The following is a 16965-nucleotide window of genomic DNA, read 5'->3' on the forward strand; positions in this document are numbered from 1 at the left end:
CGGGTAGGGCTGCTCCGGAGTGCTGGCCACCGTCGCCGCCAGCCAGTGGTCGGTGGTGATGGACCAGCGGCTGTCCGACCGGCTCTTCGCCGCGCTGTTGGTCTTCGTGTCGCTCAAGACGGTGTGGGGTGACCTGCGGTCGCTCCTGCGCCGGCGCCGCCCGGGGTCGGCCAGCTGACCGCGGTCAGCCCGCGAGGGCGTCCGCGATCGCGTTCGCCTCGGTGGCCCCGGTGCTCAACGCGGCGCAGCAGTACTCGATCCACCGGCCCACCGCCTCCGGGTCCCCGCTCGCGAACCCCTCGGCCGCCGAACGGTAGTCGTCCCGGCGGCGGAGGAACGCCACCTCGGGCACGACAAGGCCCTTCGGGTCCAGACCGGTCGCGATCGCGGTCAGCCGCGCCGCCGCCCTGGCCACCAGACCGTCCGCCGTGCCGAACGGCCGGAGTGCCAACAGCTCGCCGTGCACGACCGCGACCAGGACCGGCGCCGGCGCCCGGGTGCCGCCGGCCACCAGGTCGGTGAGCAGCGTCAGCCGCTCCGCCGCCTCGGCACCGGCGCGAGGCCGCCCCAAGTCGGACCGGTCGTCCTCGTCGACGAGGTCGGCGGCGGCGAGTACGTGCATCCGCGCCAGCACCTGACCCGGAGCCCGCAACCAGGTGGGAAGGAGGCCGCCCAGCGCCTCGGCCAGGCGGAGGGCCCCGGCCAGCACCGGGTCACTGACCGCTCCCGACTCGGGAAGGGTGACGGCGGCTCCTTCGATCCCCGCCGAGGCGCGGGCCGCCCGGACGGAGGCCTCCGCGCCCGTCGTGGCCCAGCCACGGCGGTTCGCGGGGTGGCGGTGCACCGCGTCGACGTCGGCGCGAGCGCGCCGCACGGCCTCCTCCACGCGGGGGAGGCCGAGCAGCGGGTCGAGGGGGTCGGTCATGAGGCGGACAGTACCCAAGCGGCGGGGGCCGAGGCACCGGTCGGCGAACCCGGAGCGTGGCCGGCCGAGGCCGGGACAGGGGACGCCAGCCTGCTGGGAAGCCGGGGCTGTCCGGTACCGGCAAGCCCGGGGGTGGACTCCCCGGCTCGGACCTCGCGCTGCTACCCAGAAGGCCGCCTGACGTCTACGGTCACCCTCACAGGATGATGTAGACCACGCAGGGGAGGTCCTTCGCGATGACCAACGACACCGGTCACCCCGAGGCCGAGCACGACGCCGTCACCCTGGACAACCTGCTCCGGGAGAGCAGGGAGTTCCCACCGAGCGAGCGGTTCGCGTCCCAGGCCAACGCCACACCGGACCTCTACCAGGTGGCCGAGCGGGACCGCCTGGCGTTCTGGGCGGACCAGGCCGAGCGCCTGCGGTGGGAAACGCGGTGGGACGAGGTGTTGGACTGGTCGGACGCGCCCTTCGCCCGCTGGTTCGCCGGGGGACGGCTGAACGTCGCGGTGAACTGCGTGGACCGGCACGTGGAGGCGGGTCACGGCGACCGCGTCGCCATCCACTGGGAGGGCGAACCCGGTGACACCAGGACCATCACCTACGCGGACCTGCGCGCCGAGGTGTCGCGGGCGGCGAACGCCCTGGCGGAACTCGGCCTGCGGTCGGGTGATCGGGTCGCGGTGTACCTGCCGATGATCCCGGAGGCGGTGGTCGCCCTGCTGGCCTGCGCGCGCCTCGGGCTCACCCACAGCGTGGTGTTCGGCGGCTTCTCGGCGGAGGCGTTGCGGGCCCGCATCCAGGACGCCGAGGCGAAGCTGGTCATCACCAGCGACGGGCAGTACCGGCGCGGCAAGGCGCTGCCCCTGAAGTCCAACGTCGACCTGGCGCTGCGCGACGCACCCAGCGTGCGCCACGTCCTCGTGGTGAACCGGACCGGCGCCGACGTGGAGTGGACGCCGGACCGGGACCTGTGGTGGCACGAGACGGTCGACCGGCAGTCCCCCGAGCACACGCCGGAGGACTTCGACTCCGAACACCCGCTCTTCATCCTCTACACCTCGGGGACCACCGGGAAGCCGAAGGGCATCCTGCACACTTCGGGCGGCTACCTGACCCAGGTCGCCTACACCCACCACGCCGTCTTCGACCTCAAGCCGGAGTCCGACGTCTACTGGTGCGCCGCCGACATCGGCTGGGTCACGGGGCACTCGTACATCGTCTACGGTCCGCTGGCCAACGGTGCCACCTCCGTCATGTACGAGGGCACGCCCAACACGCCCCACGAGGGCCGTTGGTGGGAGATCGTGCAGCGCTACGGGGTGACGATCCTGTACACCGCTCCCACGACCATCCGGATGTTCATGAAGTGGGGGAGCGACATCCCCGCCCGCTACGACCTGTCCTCCCTGCGGCTGCTGGGCAGTGTCGGTGAGCCCATCAACCCGGAGGCGTGGATCTGGTACCGCCAGCACGTCGGTGGTGGATCGACCCCGATCGTGGACACCTGGTGGCAGACCGAGACGGGGGGCATCATGATCTCCCCGCTGCCCGGGGTGACGGCCACGAAACCCGGGTCGGCCATGCGGACGTTGCCCGGCATCTCGGCGGACATCGTCGACGAGACCGGTGAACCGGTGGGCCCCGGCGGGGGCGGGTACCTGGTGTTGACCGAACCGTGGCCGGCGATGCTCCGGGGCATCTGGGGTGACGACGACCGGTTCCGGGACACCTACTGGTCGCGGTTCTCCGACCGGGGCTACTACTTCGCCGGCGACGGGGCGAAGTACGACGAGGACGGCGCGTTGTGGCTGCTCGGCAGGGTGGACGACGTCATGAACGTCTCCGGCCACCGCATCTCCACCACCGAGGTCGAGTCGGCGCTGGTCTCCCACCCCGCCGTGGCCGAGGCCGCGGTGGTGGGCGCCAGCGATCCCGCGACCGGCCAGGGGATCGTCGCGTTCGTGATCCTCCGTGGAGACGCCACCGAGCACGCGAGCGGCGACGAACTGGTCGGCGAGCTGCGTCAGCACGTCGCGACGGTCATCGGCCCCATCGCCAAACCCCGGCAGATCATGGTCGTGCCCGAGCTGCCCAAGACCAGGTCGGGCAAGATCATGCGGCGGCTGCTGCGGGACGTCGCCGAGAAGCGCGAACTCGGTGACGTCACCACCCTGCAGGACTCGTCGGTGATGGAGCTGATCTCCTCCGGCCTGAGCAGGCCGGCCGACGACTGACCCGCTTCGGCCTCCTCCGGTGCCCGGCCGTCTCCCCGGCGGCCGGGCATGTCCGGGGGTGCGGCGCCTCAGGCGTGCGTGAGCTCGGACAGCGCCGCGCGGACGTGCCCGTCCGCCTCGTCGAGCGCCTGGCGGGCGCGGTGGGTGTCGACGCCGGCGAGCAGGGTGACCAGCGCGGTCTTGACCTCGCCCTCGGCTTCGGACAGGGCCCGTTCGCAGGTGAGGTCGTCGGCGCCCGTGGCCTCGCGCAGGATCGTCACCGTCCGCCCGCGCAGCTTCGCGTTGCTCGCCTGCATGCTGACCATCAGGTTGGAGTAGGTCCGACCGAGCCGGACCATCACCGCCGTGGAGAAGGCGTTGAGCACGAGTTTCTGCGCGCTTCCCGCCTTCATCCTGGTCGAGCCGGCGATGACCTCGGGGCCGGTGTCGACGGCCAGCGCCACGTCGGCCTGCTCCCGGCAGGTCTCCAGGTTCGACGGGTTCGCGCTCACCAGCGCGGTGGTGGCTCCCAACCGCCGGGCCGCGCTCAGGGCGCCGATCACGTAGGGGGTCCGCCCGGAGGCGGTGAGCCCGAGCACGAAGTCGCGGGCGCCCGCCGCCCGTTCGATCGCCGAGGCACCGGCCTCGGCGTCGTCCTCCGCGCCCTCCAGGGCGTGGGCGAAGGCGGCCTCGCCGCCGGCCTGGTGGACCACGAACAGGTCCGGGGGGACGTTGTAGGTGGGCATCAGCTCGGCCGCGTCGAGAACCGCCAGCCGGCCGGAGGTACCCGCGCCCACGTAGTGCACCCTGCCGCCCGAGCGCAGCGCGTGGACGGCCAGGTCCACCGCGACCGCGAGTTGCGGGAGCACCTCGCGGACGGCGTCGGGCACCACCCGGTCCTCGGCGTTGATCATCCGGAGGATGTCGGAGCTGGGGAGCAGGTCGATGTCCGTCGTCCTCGGGTTGCGCGTCTCGGTGGGGGAGTTGACGCGTACCACAGTCTGGCCCGTCCGCATGTTCATCAGATGCCGTCCCTCGCCTTGCGCCTGCCATCAGGGCGACTTCCCAGCCGCTGTCCCACGACCGCGGCGTAGGTGACCTCCAGCGCCTCCTGAGCCGTTTCGTAGTGCTGCTGGGCGACCCCGATGAACAGGCAGTCGATCAACGTGAGCTGTGCGATTCGGCTCGCCATCGCGCCGCTCCGGAAGGTGGTCTCCCGGGCGGCGGTGGTGAGCACATGGTCCGCCACCTCGGTGATGGGCGCGCGGGGGAAGTTCGTGATCGCCACCGTGGTGGCCCCCCTCGCCCTGGCCACCCGCAGCGCCTCGACGACGTCGGCCGTCGAGCCGGTGTGCGAGATGCCGACCGCGACGTCCTCCTCGGAGAGCACCGCAGCCGAGGTCAGCGCGATGTGCTTGTCGTTCCAGGCGAAGGAGACTCGCCCGATCCGGTGCAGTTTCTGCTGGAGGTCCATGGCGACGAACGCGCTGGCCCCCACGCCGTACACGTCCACGCGGCGGGCGGCGGAGACGCGGTCCACGACCTGGCGGAGGGCGGCCGGGTCGAGCTGTTCGGCGGTCTCCTCGACCGCCCTGGCGTCGGCGTAGGCGACCTTGCCGATCACGTCGTGCAGGTCGTCGCCCGGGCCGATCTCGCCACCGAGCTTCTGCTCGTCGCGGACCGCGCTCCGCGCGGTGTCCGCGGCGAGGGCGAGTCGGAGTTCGGGGTAGCCGCGAATACCGATCGCCTTGCAGAACCGGGTGACCGTCGTCTCGCTCGTCCCGGCCGCCTCCGCCACCTCGGTGATGCTGCGGTGGGTGACCGCCGCCGGGTCCTCCAGCACGACATTGGCTACTCGCTGCTCCGCTCGGGCCAGGCCGGGTAGCAGTGAGCGGATCCGAACAAGAGGGCTGCCCTCGGTCTGCGCCGCGCTCTGCCCGATACGCTTCGTCACGTCGGAAACTTACTAACAATCATTTTGATTGGTCAATCCTCGTATCCATCTCGTCATCACTCGGTTATCTCGATCGACTCGAAGGCTGTTCCACCACGGAGAACGTCGTGAAAATCCGAGAAACGCCGTTCTGGAACGGCCTATCGCCGAACGGACCATCCGCGTTATCACCGTTGCCCGCTTGTTTACGAAACGTGTCAAAGTCACTCGTTAGTGGTTGTGCGCTCACCGCAAAGGATGGTGGTGGGAAAAGGGCCGTGCCGGGACGGGCCGTGTCAGGAGCGGTCAGACGCCGTCGGCCCGTGACCACGCAGCGTGATCACGGGCCGAGGTTCGGCGGTGGGGACCTGGGCTACGGAGAGTTCCCGTCTGTGCGGCCGACCACGGTTGCCAACGCGTCCGTCACCGCCGCCCGCGCCGGGTTGATCGAGCCCCAGTCCCGGGACGGGTGCACCCGGTTGGTGAGCAACACGACGACCGAGTTCGAGAGCGGGTCGAGAACCAACGAGGTGCCCGTGTAACCGGTGTGCCCGGCGGTGAGAGGTCCGCTCAGCCCTCCCATGTAGAAGGGTTGGTCCAACTCGAAGCCCAGGCCCCGGGGATGCCCGGGGAAGGCCTCGTTCTGGTTCGTGAGCATCTGGCGAACCGTGCTGGACCGCAGGATCCTGGCCTCCCCGTAGCAGCCGCCGTTGAGCATGGTCTGGCCGAACACCGCCAGGTCGTCGACCGTGGAGAACAACCCCGCGTGGCCGGAGACGCCGCCGAGCGACCAGGCGTTCTCGTCGTGCACCTCGCCGTGCACCATCCCCCGGGCCGGCACGACCTGGTACTCGGTGGCCGCGACATCGCCCACCGGGTCGTTCGCGGTCCGGAACCCGGTGCCACCCAGCCCGAGCGGCACGGTGACGTCCCGCCGCAACAGGTCGTCCAGCGGCAGGCCCGTCACCCGCTCCAGCACGACCATCAATGCGATCATGTTCAGGTCGGAGTAGACGTAGGCGCTGCCCGGTGCCGCCTGCGGGCGCACCGACAGGACGGCGTGGAGCCGGGACTCCCGGTCCGGCCAGTCCCGCCACAGCGGCAGGAAGGGCTCGAGGCCGGAGGTGTGCGTCAACAGCTGGCGCAGGGTCACCTGCTCCTTGCCGTTGGCCCCGAACTCGGGGACGTACCGCGACACCGGGGCGTCCAGCAGCAGGGTGCCCTCCTCCACCTGCCGCATGACCAGCACCGACGTGAAGAGCTTCGACAGCGAGGCGATGTCGAACACCGTGTCCGCCCTGGCCGCGAGCCGTTCCTCGGCGGGGAGCTCACCGCCCTCGCCGTCGGCGTACCGGAGCGCGTAGCCCGCCGAGTCACGCCGCAGCACCACGTTCTGGTGCGCGTACAACACGGCCGAGCCGGCGAAGAGCGGCCGGCCCGTGGCGGGTTCCGCCCACCGCCGCAGGCGGTCCGCAGCCGCGACGAGCGGCGCGGAGTCCAGGCCCAGCTCCTCCGGTGACCCCTCACGCAGCGTCGGGCACGACTCCGACGGCCAGGAGGCGGGCGCGGCCGTCTTCCCGGCCCCCCAGCCCAGACCACTCGCCAGGAACACCGCCGTCACGCACAGGGTGGAGATGGCGCCACGCATGGTCACCGCACCGGGTACGTGAGGTAGGGAGCCCGGCGTTCCTCGAACGCCGCCAGCTCGGCGGCCCAGGACCCGGTGATCTCCTCGACCGGCGCTCCCGCGTCCACCATCGTGCGCAGCGTGGCCGACCCGGCGAGCTTGTCGACGAAGTGGTCCGGGCGCCAGCCCCACTGGTCCGGGTAGAGCTGCCGCGCCGACACCAGCATGCTCACCCCGACCTCGATCGGGTCAACCGCCGCCGGGTCCGTCACGTGCGCGGTCACGCCGCCGCACTGGACGCCCTCGTGCTTGCCGAAGGTGGGCACGAAGTAGGTCTCCCGGAACCGGACGCCCGGTAGCGCCCGGTCGTTGAGCCACCCCGCCCACCGCCAGTCCAGGCCCGGCGCCCCCACCGTCTCGAAGGGACGGGTCGTGCCCCGCCCCTCCGAGAACACCGTTCCCTCGAACAGGCAGGTCCCCGGGTACAGCGTCGCGGTGTCGGGAGTGGGCATGTTCGGACTCGGCGGGATCCACGGGAGCCCGGTGTCGGCGAACACCTGCTGTCGATGCCAGCCCCTCATCCGCACCACCTCCAGGGAGGGGACCCGGGAGCCGGCGTCCTCCGGGAGGAACTCGACGTCGAACAGAGCGGCCAGTTCGCCCGCCGTCATGCCGTGCCGAAGCACCACGGGCTTGCGGCCAACGCCCGAGGCGAACGCCGGATCGAGCTGGGGGCCGTCCGCGCGCCCACCGATCGGGTTGGGGCGGTCGAGGACCACGAACGCCACGCCGGCCAGCGCGGCCGCGTGCATCGCGGTGTACATCGACCAGATGTAGGTGTAGAAGCGGGCACCGACGTCAGCGATGTCGAAGACCACGGTGTCCACCCCGGCCTTCCGGTACATCGCCGCCAGCGCATCGGCGTCGACCCCGTAGGCGTCGTACACGGGGATGCCGGTCCTCGGATCGACGTAATCGCCCTCCGAACCGCCCGCCTGCGAGGTGCCCCGGAACCCGTGCTCGGGCCCGAACGCGGCGACCACGTCCACTCCCTCGGCCGCGTGCATCGAGTCCACGACGTGCTCCAGGTCGGCGAGCACCGCCGTGGGGTTGCTCAGGACACCCAGCCGACGTCCAGCCAGCGACGCCCAACCCCGCGCGGCCAGCTGGTCGGCACCGGTGAGCACCGTTCCGTCCGGACGAGCCAGCTCGCCGGCGCCGGAGGCGTCCTCACCCGTCACCGAGCCCAGTGCCGTCCCCGCACCCGCCGCCAGGACCGGTGCCACCGCCGTGGCCGCCAGGAAGCCGCGCCTGCTCAGCCCGAGCGAGACCCGACCGGCCGTTCCCTCCTCCGCTGTTCGCCCCGCCACCGCCGGTCACCAGCTCAGGCCGTGGCCGAAGGGATACCGGTCGCCGGAACCATCGGGACGGGGGACCGGGACGGGAAGCGAACCCTGAGGACTCGTCTCCCCCAGCAGCACCCGGGCCAGCGACTCCATCGTCACCCGGTTGAAGGAGTGCGTCGCCACCCAGGTCTCGGCCTCCTCCACGTACGCGGCGTCGTAGGGGTCCCGCACCGCGACCGCCACCACCGGCCGACCCGTGGCCGCCAGCGCCCGTACCAGGTCCCGCTGTCCCGACCGCCCGTCCTGCCACGCCCCGTTGGTGAGCACCACGGTGAGGTCGTGCTCCCCCGCGGCGGTCGTCGCCCGCCGGATCTGAGCCTGGCTCGGCTCGAAGTCGTTCGGCAGCGTCGTCGTGGCGGCGCCGCGCTCGGTGAGGCGTTCCGCCAACGCGCCGGTGGTCGCCTGGTCCCACCCGGCCACCAGAACCCTCTCCGGGGCGGTGTCGAGCGGCAACAGGTCGGCGTCGTTCCTGAGCACCGTCACCGTGCGGTCGGTGATCTCCCGCGCCGAGGAGAGGTGTTCCTCGGAACCCACGAAGGCCGCGGCGTGGTCCGGGTCCACGTGGGGCTCGGCGACGATGCCGCGTTCCCACTTGGCGCGCAGCACCCGCCGCACGCTCTCCTCGATCCGTTCCTCGGTGAGTTCGCCGGACCGGACGGCCTCCAGCACTCCGGTGATGGCCACGTCCAGGTGCTGCGGCATGAGCAGCTGGTCGGCCCCCGCGAGCAACGCGAGCACCGGGATCCGGTCGTCCGGGTACTGCGAGCGGACCCCCTCCATCTGGAGCGAGTCCGTGTAGATCAGGCCGTCGAAGCCCAGTTCATCCCTCAGCATGCCGGTGAGGATCGCGGGGGAGAGCGTCGCGGGCATCCCCGAGTCGTCGAGGCCGGGCACCATGAGGTGGCCGCTCATCACGGAATCCGCGCCCGCCGCGATCGCGGCCCGGAACGGGGGAGCGTCCAACTCCTCCCACTCCTCCCGGGTGTGCTCGATGACGGGGAGGTCGTGGTGGCTGTCCACGTTGGTGTCGCCGTGTCCGGGGAAGTGCTTGATGGAACTGGACACGGTGCGTTCGGGGACGTCGGAGTCCTGGTACCCCTCGACCTGGGCGGTGACGAAGTCGGCGGCCAGCTCCGGGTCGGAGGAGAAGGACCGCACCCCGATCACCGGGTTGGCCGGGTTGACGTTCACGTCCGCGACCGGAGCGAAGTTCTGGGTGATCCCGACCGCGCGCAACTCCTGGCCCGTGATGGCGGCGGCCGTCCGCGCGTCCTCCACGCTCCGGCCCGCTCCCAACGCCATGCTGCCGGGGAACTCCGTCGCCGGGGCCCCGAACCGGAGGACGGCGCCCTGCTCCTGGTCGATCGAGATGGTGAGCGGAACACCAGCGCCGGAGGAGAGCGCCGCGTCCTGGACACCGTTGGACAGTTCTGCCACCTGCCGCGGGTTCTCCAGGGAGTCGGTCCAGGAGAAGTGGATGATGCCGCCCAGGTGGTACCGCTGGATGATCTCCTCGGGAGTGGCCAGGCCGAACTCCTCCAGGTTGCTGTCGTGGGCCGTGTCGGCGCTGGTGCCGTAGACGTAGGTGACGAAGAGCTGGCCGACCTTTTCCTCCAGGCTCATCCCGGCGATGGTCTCGTCGATCCACTCCGTCATCGCGTCGGCGGTCCCATCGCCGCCGGGCGCCTCCGACTCGGACCCGTCAGGCGTGCCGCCTCCGGCGCATCCCGCCAGCAGGGCCGCTCCCACCCCCAGCGCGAGGAGCTGCCGGGACCTGCGTGTCGTGCCCATCAAACCTCCTGGAAGCAGCGGTGGGCCGGAGCTCACGGCGGTGCCGGGCCAGTCGTCCCCGTCAGCGGCTGACCGACTGGAGTCCCGCTCTGGAAGCTACCCACCTGGTGATGGAGGGTCAACGTCGCACCACGCTGCGTGTTGCGCGGGCGGGGCGCTCCGGTGACTCCGGCCCGATCGGTTGATCTTGCTGGAGGTTATTGCTCGGTGCGGCGAGGAGGGCGCGTGCGGGCGCTCCTCGGAGTCCCGGCCGCGTTCACGCCGGCGCACGAGCCCCCACCAGGGGCCGGTGCCCGGAACCCGCCCCACGAGTGGTGCGTGTCCGGGCGGGTGGTGAGAGGAAGGGGTTCGACCGCTCGTTTCACGGACGACCGGGGCGGGCCGGGGCGGCGGCCTGACCGGAGGTGGGCGACCAACGAACGATGGCGCGCTCCCCTCCGGTGGAGCGGAGCGCGCCATCTGACAGGAACTGAGCGTGGACCCAGGCGTGCAACTGTGTCGAACTTTCAGGACTCGGCGTCCGGCGTCCCGTACGCAGTCCCTTGCCGACGAAAGCCTCCCGCGGCGTGCTGAGCGTGGGTGCCCGCCGTTCGAGCCAGGTGCCCTTCCGGGGTGGATGGCGCTTCTCCTCCGCGGCATCCCTGGCCGTCCGGGCTCCTCATCTCCTTTGTAGCTCGGGCCACGGCACCCGGCAAGGTGCCCGTTCGGGTGGACCAGCCGGCCGCGCGGCGGCTCAGCCGCGGCTCCGACGTCGCCGAACTCCGAACCAGGCGACCCCCGCCGCCGCGACCGCCCCGAGGCCCACCGCCGCGGCGGCCACGGTCGTTCCGGAGGGGGTGGGGATCTTGTTGCGCAGCGACACCGGGTGGTCGAAGGTCAACGACGGCCACCCGCGCTGCGCGGCCTCCTTGCGCAACGCGCGGTCGGGGTTGACGACGGTGGGGTGCCCGACCGCGTCCAGCAGGGGGAGGTCGGTCACCGAGTCCGAGTAGGCGTGGCTCAGGCTGAGGTCGTACCCGCGCGCCTCCGCGAGCTCGGCCACGGCGACGGCCTTGTTCTCCCCGTAGCAGTAGAAGTCGATCTCCCCCGTGTACCGGCCCTCGGTGACCACCATCCGCGTTCCGATGCTGTGGCTGGCGCCGACCATCCGGGCGATCGGAGCCACCACCTCCTCCCCGGACGCCGAGACCACGACCACGTCGTGCCCCCGCTCGCGGTGGTCGGCGATGAGCTGGGTGGCCTCCTTGTAGACCAGGGGATCGACGATGTCGTGGAGGGTCTCCTCCACGATGGACCGCACCTGTTCCACGTCCCAGCCGGCGCACAACGAGGTGATGTGCGCGCGCATCCGGTCGGTCTGGTCGGCGTCGGCCCCGGCGAGCATGAAGACGAACTGCGCGTACGCGCTCTTGAGAACCGCGCGGCGGTTGATGAGCCCTTCCTGGAAGAAGGGCCTGCTGAACGCGAGGGTGCTCGACTTCGCGATGACTGTCTTGTCGAGGTCGAAGAACGCGGCCACCCGAGGGGGTCGCGTCGTCTGCTCGGCGCTCTTCGTGGCCGTCACGTCGACAGCATAGGTGCCGGTAGGTCATAGTGGTTGAGCGCTCGTGCGGACTCGGCGCACCGGGGCTCGCGAGCGGGATACAGTAGAGACGTCCGGCGGTGCCGGACGGGTTCAGCTCGACCCCCCGGGGCTGAACCCTGACGACCCCCGTCCCTCCCCCCTGGCGGGGGTCGTCCCATCCCCGGGGCCGGCGCAGGCCACCTGGCACCCCCAGTCCCCCGTGGGGCACTCTCCTGGCGCCGCTCGCCACCCGGCCGGTCGGAGCGTCTCCTGCCCCCGCCTCTCGACGGCGATGCTCCTCCGCGACGATCCGTGCTGCTCACCACCGCCAACATCCCCAGGAGCCCCGCCGAGGTTCCCGCTCCGGAGGACCGCCGGGTGGTGGGCATCGCGGGGGCGCCCACCCCGTCACCGCCGCCCCGGAGCGGCAGTCCCACCCCCCGGAGGAACCCACCACGGCCCGCCGACGTGGGCCCTCGTGCGCGTCCCCGTCGAGGAACAACCCGCCGGCCGGAGGACAGCACCGCGCCCGCCGCCCGCGCCTGGAGCCCGTTCGACCCCGCCGGCGCGCGGTCGCCCCGCCCCGGCCGGGCCGGAAGCAGCCGCCGCGCAGGACGACGTCCCCGCGGCACCTCGGCACGGCCGGTGGTGAGCCACCTCGGGTGAGCCGGCGCGTCTCGCGGAGCGTGTCTCGCGGGGCGGGTTGTCCACAGCCGCCGGTTGTCCACAGGCCCAGTCCGAGGAGCTCGTCGGAGATCGGTGGGCCGGCCACTGTGGAGGCGCGAGGTCGGGGCGTCATCCCGACAGCCGTCCTGACAGGAGGTGCGCGGTGGAGGCGCGAACGTTGGTGCTCGTCGAGGACGACGAGCTCGCTGACGAGGTGCTGCGGGTCGCGGCCGCGGCCGGGTGCGAGGTCGAGCGGGTGTGGGACGTCGCCGAGGCCCGACGGCGATGGGCGGCCGCCCCGCTGGTGCTGGTCGGCGCGAATACCCTGCCCCGGCTTCCCGAGGCCAGCCTGGGGCGCAGGCGAGGAGTCCTCGCGGTCTCGGCCGGACCCCTTCCGGAAGGGAGCTGGCACGCTGCGGTGCAGCTGGGCGTGGACAGGGTCGTGACCCTCCCCGGGGACGACGAGTTCCTGGTTACCACGCTCGCCGAGACCACCGAGCCCCCCGCCACCCGAGCGGCACCCGTCGTCGGGGTTCTCGGTGGCCGAGGCGGGGCGGGAGCGTCCACCTTCGCCGCCTCCCTGGCGCTGGCCTCGGCCAGGCGGGGCGGCCATCCACTGGTGGTCGACTGCGATCCCCTCGGCGGGGGCCTCGACCTGACGCTGGGCATGGAGAAGGTGTCGGGCCTGCGGTGGTCCGGCTGCTCGACCGCCACGGGGCGGCTCACCGCCAGCACGTTGCGCTCGGCGCTCCCCAGCGTGGAGGAGGGAGCGGGACGCCTCACGGTGTTGTCCTGCGGGCGTCCGACCGGCGGGGAGCCCTCGACCGAGGCGCCCAGCCCGGAAGCACTGCTCGCCGTTCTCGACGCCGGGCACCGGTCTGGTGAGCCGGTTGTCCTCGACCTGCCTCGGGAGCTGTCCCCCGCCGTCACCGCGTGCCTGTGGCGGCTCACGCTGTGCGTGCTCGTCGTTCCCGCCGAGGTGCGGGCCTGCGCCTCGGCCGGCGCGCTCGTCCGCCGGCTGGCCCACCACGGAACCGAACCCGGGCTGGTCGTCCGAGGCCCGGCACCGGGAGGACTCACCGCGCGGGACGTCTCGACCGCTGTCGGGTGCCCGGTGCTGACGACGATGAGACCGGAGCCAGGGTTGGCGGGACGTCTGGACCGGGGCTCCTTCCGAGGCCGCCCGCGAGGCCCTCTCTCGGCGGCGGCGGAGCGGGTGCTCGCCATGGCGAGCCCGGCGGTGGCGCAGGGGAGTGCGGCGTGAACACCCCGACGAGTACGGCCAGGGACCAGCGGGTGCACTCCGGTGCGCTGGTCGCCCGCACCCGCCGCAGACTGGCCGAATCCGCCTCACCCACGACTCCCACCGCCATCGCTCGCGCGGTCCGCGCCGAAGCCGGTGTGGTGAGCCATGCCGACGTCCTGCACGCCCTGCGCGTCCTGCACCAGGAGTTCGCCGGCCTGGGGCCGCTCGCCGAACTCGTTCGGGACAGCGCCATCACCGATGTGCTGGTCACCGCCCCCGACGAGGTGTGGGTCGACCGTGGCGGTGGCCTGATCCGCGCGGACGCGTCCTTCGATTCGGAGGACGCGGTCCGCCGGCTCGCCCAACGACTCGCGGCGGCGGTCGGGAGGCGGCTCGACGAGGCGTCCCCCTTCGTCGACGCCTGGCTCCCCGAGACGATGTCCCACGGGGAGGTTCGCCTGCACGCGGTGCTGCCACCCGTGGTGCGGTCCACCAGCCTGTCGCTCCGGGTTCTCCGGCCGGCCGCGCACAGCCTGGCCGGCCTCCGGGACAGCGGCACCTTCGACGAGGACATCGCCGTCCTGCTGCGCCAGGTGGTGCTCGCCCGCCTCGCCTTCCTCGTGGTGGGTGGGACCGGATCGGGGAAGACCACCCTGCTCGCGGCGATGCTCGGTGCCGTTCCGCCCGGGGAACGGGTCGTCTGCGTCGAGGACGCGCACGAACTGCGCCCGGACCACCCGCACTTCGTCCGGCTCGTCGTCCGTCCCCCCAACGTCGAGGGAGCTGGCCGCATCAGCACCCGCGATCTCGTGCGCCAGGCGCTGCGGATGCGCCCTGACCGCTTGGTCGTCGGCGAGGTGCGGGGCGAGGAGGTGTGCGAGTTGTTGGCCGCCCTGAACACCGGTCACGAGGGCGGAGCGGGCACTCTGCACGCCAACTCGCCCGCCGAGGTGCCCGCCCGGGTGGAGGCACTGGCCGCACTGGGCGGACTGGGGCGGACCGCTCTCCACAGCCAACTGGGAGCGGCGGTCCGGCTCGTGCTGCACATGGTTCGCCTGCCCGGAGGGAGCCGGGTCCTCGACTCGATCAGCCTGCTGTCGAAGGAAACCGACCGTGTCGTGGTCACCCCAGCGTGGCGGCGGGAAGCCGGGCGGGGTCCGGCGTGGGAGCACCTGGCGGGACTGCTGCGTCACCGCGGGGGGTGGGCGTCGTGCTCGGCCTGATCGCGCTGGTCCTCGCCACGGCCGTGCTGCCGCTGCCCCGGCGGAGCGGGGCTCGACGTCTGGTGCCTGCCGGCGCGCGGCTCCCGCGCACCCTGGCAGCCCCGGCGGTGCGCTGCGTGACCGCAGCCGTCGGCCTCCTCGGTTTCGCAGCCGTGAGCCTGGCGGGCGGTTGGGCGTTGGGGGTCTCCTGTGCCGTGGTCCTTCTGGGGTGGTGGGCCCGCCGTGGGGACACCCGTCGCATCACGCGCACGCTGGACGTGACCAGGGACTGGTGCGCCAGTCTCGGCCGGCTGGCAGCCGACCTGAGATCCGGCGCCCACCCGGAAGCTGCGGTGCGCCGTGCCTCCGTCGACAGCGAGCCGGAGGTGTCGGAGTTGTTGGACCGGGTGGCGGCCACGGTCCACTTGGGAGGCGACGTCCAATGCCAACTCGTGCGGCAGGAGCCCACCGGTCTTTCCTCCGATGTTCCCACCCGGCTCGGCCGCGCCTGGTCGCTGGCGAGCACCCACGGGCTGCCGCTGGCGCTCGTCCTGGACGCCGTCCGAGGTGACGTGGCCCACCGGCTCCGGTTCGCCGAGAACGTGCGGGCGAGGATGGCCGGCCCCCGGGCCACGGGAACCCTGCTGTCCGCCCTCCCCCTCCTGGCGCTCGCTCTGGGCGAGGCGGTCGGGGCGGGCCCGGTCGCCATCCTGCTGAGCACGAACACGGGCGGGCTCCTGCTCGTCGTCGGAGCGGTGCTCGTCACGACCGGATCCTGGTGGGTTCACCACCTGACGACGAGGACGGTCCGATGACGGCCGCGAACATCCTGGTGCTGACGGCGGCGTTCGTGGCCGCTCCACTCGGGTGGCGGTCGGCGCGGCGTCGGGTCCGGTCCACCAGCCCGGTCCGCGAGGGCTGGTCGACGATCCTCACCGACCGGCGGGTCCCGCGAGCGGGGGCGGCGGCAGTGCTCGGGTTCCTCCTCACCGAGGGGCCAACCGCCCTGGTGGTCGGAGCGGTCGCCGCCGTGCTCACCGTCCTCCTCGACGGCTGGTGCGCGAGACGGCGGGGGAGCCGGCCACCAGACCCCGCGACCCTCGCCGCCACCTGGGACCTGCTCGCCGCATGCCTGCGAGCGGGGATGTCACCCCCGGCCGCTGTCCGGGTGGCATCCGACGAGCTCGAACGCCACTCCGACTGCCGCGCCGTGGCCCGCCCCCTGCGCTTGGCCGCCGACCTCCTCGCACGGGGTGAGGATGCCGCCGCCGCATGGGCCCCCGCGCGCGCCCAACCGGAACTGCGGGAGCTCGCCACGGCCGTCCGACGCAGCGCCAGCGGTGGCGCGGCACTGGCGGAGACCGCGGACCGGTTGGCTCGGGAGTCGCGGGCGGCCGCCCTCGATGCCGCCGAGGCCGACGCCCAGCGGGCAGGTGTCCTGGTGGCCGCTCCACTCGCACTGTGCTTCCTCCCCGCCTTCCTCCTGCTGGGAGTCGCTCCCGTGCTCGTCGGACTGGCCACCGACGTCCTCTCCACCTGGTGAGCCGATCGTCCCTCCACCGTCCACACCGCCCGCCCCCGTGAACGCCCCTGCCCGCCCTTCCCCGAGGAGAAACCGATGCTCCGCTCGTCGCTCCGGCGCTTCTCGCCGCTGATCCGTCTCCACCGTTGTCTTCACAGGTCACGACGGATGCCCTCATGGCCCTCGTGGCACGCGGCTCGGTGGACCGCCCGGTCCCTGAGGCGAGCGGCACCCGGCCGCCACCGGTCGCTACCCCCTTCTGGGGGTTCGGCCCGCTCACTCCCCCCAACCGACACGACCGGTGAGGAGGGGATGAGCACCGCCGAGTACGCGATCGGCACCGTGGCGGCGGCCGCGCTCGCGGCGGTGCTGTACACGCTCGTCACCGGTGACTCGGTCGCCTCGGCGCTCGCTTCGCTGGTCGACCGTGCCCTCTCTGTGGGCTTCTGATGCCGGCCGCCCACCCACGATCCGCCGCCCGCGCTCCGCGCGGGGAGCCCGTGGTCAACGCGGAGCGGGGAGCGGTGACGATCGAGGCCGCGCTGGCCATCAGCTCACTGGCCGTGGTGCTCGTGCTCGCGGTCGGCGCTCTCACGGTGGTGCTCGCCCAGCTGCGTTGCCAGGACGCCGCCGGGATCGCCGCCCGGCTCGCCGCGCGGGGCGAGGCGAGCCGGGCGGAGGTCGCGGTGCGCAGGTTGGCGCCGGCCGGAGCGAGCCTGACACTGCGATTCCGGGGTGACGAGGTCGAAGCCCTGGTCGAGGCGGCTCCGCTCGGCGGTCTGGTTCCAGCGGGAGCGGTCACCGCCCGTGCCTACGCGGTGGCGGAACCGGGCGTCCCGCCGGCCGGGGCGACCGCCCCGGCCGGCG

14 protein-coding genes are annotated in these 16965 nt (G+C 72.7%); 7 read left to right on the forward strand and 7 right to left on the reverse strand.

Going from position 1 to position 16965, the window contains the following annotated elements; genetic code table 11:
- Nucleotides 1-184: 184 nt before the first annotated feature.
- Nucleotides 185-925, reverse strand: a complete 741-nt coding sequence (locus tag ACTIDRAF_RS0210250; protein ID WP_016698647.1) for a Fic family protein — start codon at nt 923-925, stop codon at nt 185-187.
- 236 nt (nt 926-1161) lie between these two features.
- Between ACTIDRAF_RS0210250 and acs the strand changes: the two genes are divergently transcribed.
- On the forward strand, nt 1162-3162 hold the full coding sequence (gene acs / locus ACTIDRAF_RS0210255; RefSeq protein WP_016698648.1) for an acetate--CoA ligase: 2001 nt from the start codon (nt 1162-1164) through the stop codon (nt 3160-3162).
- 68 nt (nt 3163-3230) lie between these two features.
- Here acs and murQ read toward each other — a convergent pair whose 3' ends face one another.
- From murQ to ACTIDRAF_RS0210285, 6 genes are all read right to left on the reverse strand, one after another.
- Nucleotides 3231-4157 (reverse strand): N-acetylmuramic acid 6-phosphate etherase, encoded by a 927-nt coding sequence (murQ, locus tag ACTIDRAF_RS0210260; protein WP_026065960.1) that lies wholly within the window; start codon nt 4155-4157, stop codon nt 3231-3233.
- 5 nt (nt 4158-4162) lie between these two features.
- Nucleotides 4163-5095, reverse strand: a complete 933-nt coding sequence (locus tag ACTIDRAF_RS0210265) for a MurR/RpiR family transcriptional regulator (protein WP_245533492.1) — start codon at nt 5093-5095, stop codon at nt 4163-4165.
- A 352-nt stretch (nt 5096-5447) separates the two neighbouring features.
- Nucleotides 5448-6722 (reverse strand): serine hydrolase, encoded by a 1275-nt coding sequence (locus ACTIDRAF_RS0210270; RefSeq protein WP_085944836.1) that lies wholly within the window; start codon nt 6720-6722, stop codon nt 5448-5450.
- A gap of 2 nt (nt 6723-6724) precedes the next feature.
- Nucleotides 6725-8071 (reverse strand): exo-beta-N-acetylmuramidase NamZ family protein, encoded by a 1347-nt coding sequence (locus ACTIDRAF_RS0210275; protein WP_016698652.1) that lies wholly within the window; start codon nt 8069-8071, stop codon nt 6725-6727.
- Nucleotides 8072-8077: 6 nt separating this feature from the next.
- A complete protein-coding gene (locus tag ACTIDRAF_RS0210280) occupies nt 8078-9898 on the reverse strand; it encodes a glycoside hydrolase family 3 protein (protein ID WP_016698653.1) in 1821 nt (606 codons plus the stop codon).
- A gap of 733 nt (nt 9899-10631) precedes the next feature.
- A complete protein-coding gene (locus tag ACTIDRAF_RS0210285) occupies nt 10632-11462 on the reverse strand; it encodes an HAD-IB family hydrolase (protein ID WP_039786686.1) in 831 nt (276 codons plus the stop codon).
- A gap of 829 nt (nt 11463-12291) precedes the next feature.
- On the opposite strand from ACTIDRAF_RS0210285, the gene ssd reads away from it, so the two are divergent.
- The 6 genes from ssd to ACTIDRAF_RS0210315 form a co-directional block, all read left to right on the forward strand.
- On the forward strand, nt 12292-13392 hold the full coding sequence (ssd, locus tag ACTIDRAF_RS28130) for a septum site-determining protein Ssd (RefSeq protein ID WP_016698655.1): 1101 nt from the start codon (nt 12292-12294) through the stop codon (nt 13390-13392).
- Nucleotides 13389-14597, forward strand: coding sequence for a TadA family conjugal transfer-associated ATPase (locus tag ACTIDRAF_RS0210295; RefSeq protein ID WP_016698656.1), 1209 nt, complete (start codon nt 13389-13391; stop codon nt 14595-14597). Before ssd ends, ACTIDRAF_RS0210295 begins: the two co-directional genes overlap by 4 nt.
- Complete coding sequence (locus ACTIDRAF_RS28135) at nt 14585-15391, forward strand: type II secretion system F family protein (RefSeq protein ID WP_157162959.1); 807 nt, start codon at nt 14585-14587, stop codon at nt 15389-15391. The genes ACTIDRAF_RS0210295 and ACTIDRAF_RS28135 overlap by 13 nt, the downstream gene beginning before the upstream one ends.
- The gene (locus tag ACTIDRAF_RS0210305; protein ID WP_016698658.1) at nt 15388-16119 is read left to right on the forward strand and encodes a type II secretion system F family protein; all 732 of its coding nucleotides are present in this window, start codon (nt 15388-15390) and stop codon (nt 16117-16119) included. Before ACTIDRAF_RS28135 ends, ACTIDRAF_RS0210305 begins: the two co-directional genes overlap by 4 nt.
- Nucleotides 16120-16266: 147 nt before the next feature.
- Entirely contained in the window at nt 16267-16548 is a 282-nt protein-coding gene (locus ACTIDRAF_RS35475) for a DUF4244 domain-containing protein (protein ID WP_083886219.1), read from the forward strand.
- A 50-nt stretch (nt 16549-16598) separates the two neighbouring features.
- The coding region (locus tag ACTIDRAF_RS0210315; RefSeq protein WP_016698660.1) for a TadE family type IV pilus minor pilin at nt 16599-16965 on the forward strand (367 nt) is incomplete at its 3' end.

Source organism: Actinoalloteichus spitiensis RMV-1378, from assembly GCF_000239155.1.
GTDB classification, from domain to species: Bacteria; Actinomycetota; Actinomycetes; order Mycobacteriales; family Pseudonocardiaceae; genus Actinoalloteichus_B; species Actinoalloteichus_B spitiensis.

Excerpts from the sequence above, each read along its gene's own strand:
- ACTIDRAF_RS0210250 (WP_016698647.1), bottom strand. The coding sequence starts at position 925 with ATGACCGACCCCCTCGACCCGCTGCTCGGCCTCCCCCGCGTGGAGGAG.
- acs (WP_016698648.1), top strand. The coding sequence starts at position 1,162 with ATGACCAACGACACCGGTCACCCCGAGGCCGAGCACGACGCCGTCACC.
- murQ (WP_026065960.1), bottom strand. The coding sequence starts at position 4,157 with ATGCGGACGGGCCAGACTGTGGTACGCGTCAACTCCCCCACCGAGACG.
- ACTIDRAF_RS0210270 (WP_085944836.1), bottom strand. The coding sequence starts at position 6,722 with ATGCGTGGCGCCATCTCCACCCTGTGCGTGACGGCGGTGTTCCTGGCG.
- ACTIDRAF_RS0210280 (WP_016698653.1), bottom strand. The coding sequence starts at position 9,898 with ATGGGCACGACACGCAGGTCCCGGCAGCTCCTCGCGCTGGGGGTGGGA.
- ACTIDRAF_RS0210305 (WP_016698658.1), top strand. The coding sequence starts at position 15,388 with ATGACGGCCGCGAACATCCTGGTGCTGACGGCGGCGTTCGTGGCCGCT.
- ACTIDRAF_RS35475 (WP_083886219.1), top strand. The coding sequence starts at position 16,267 with ATGCCCTCATGGCCCTCGTGGCACGCGGCTCGGTGGACCGCCCGGTCC.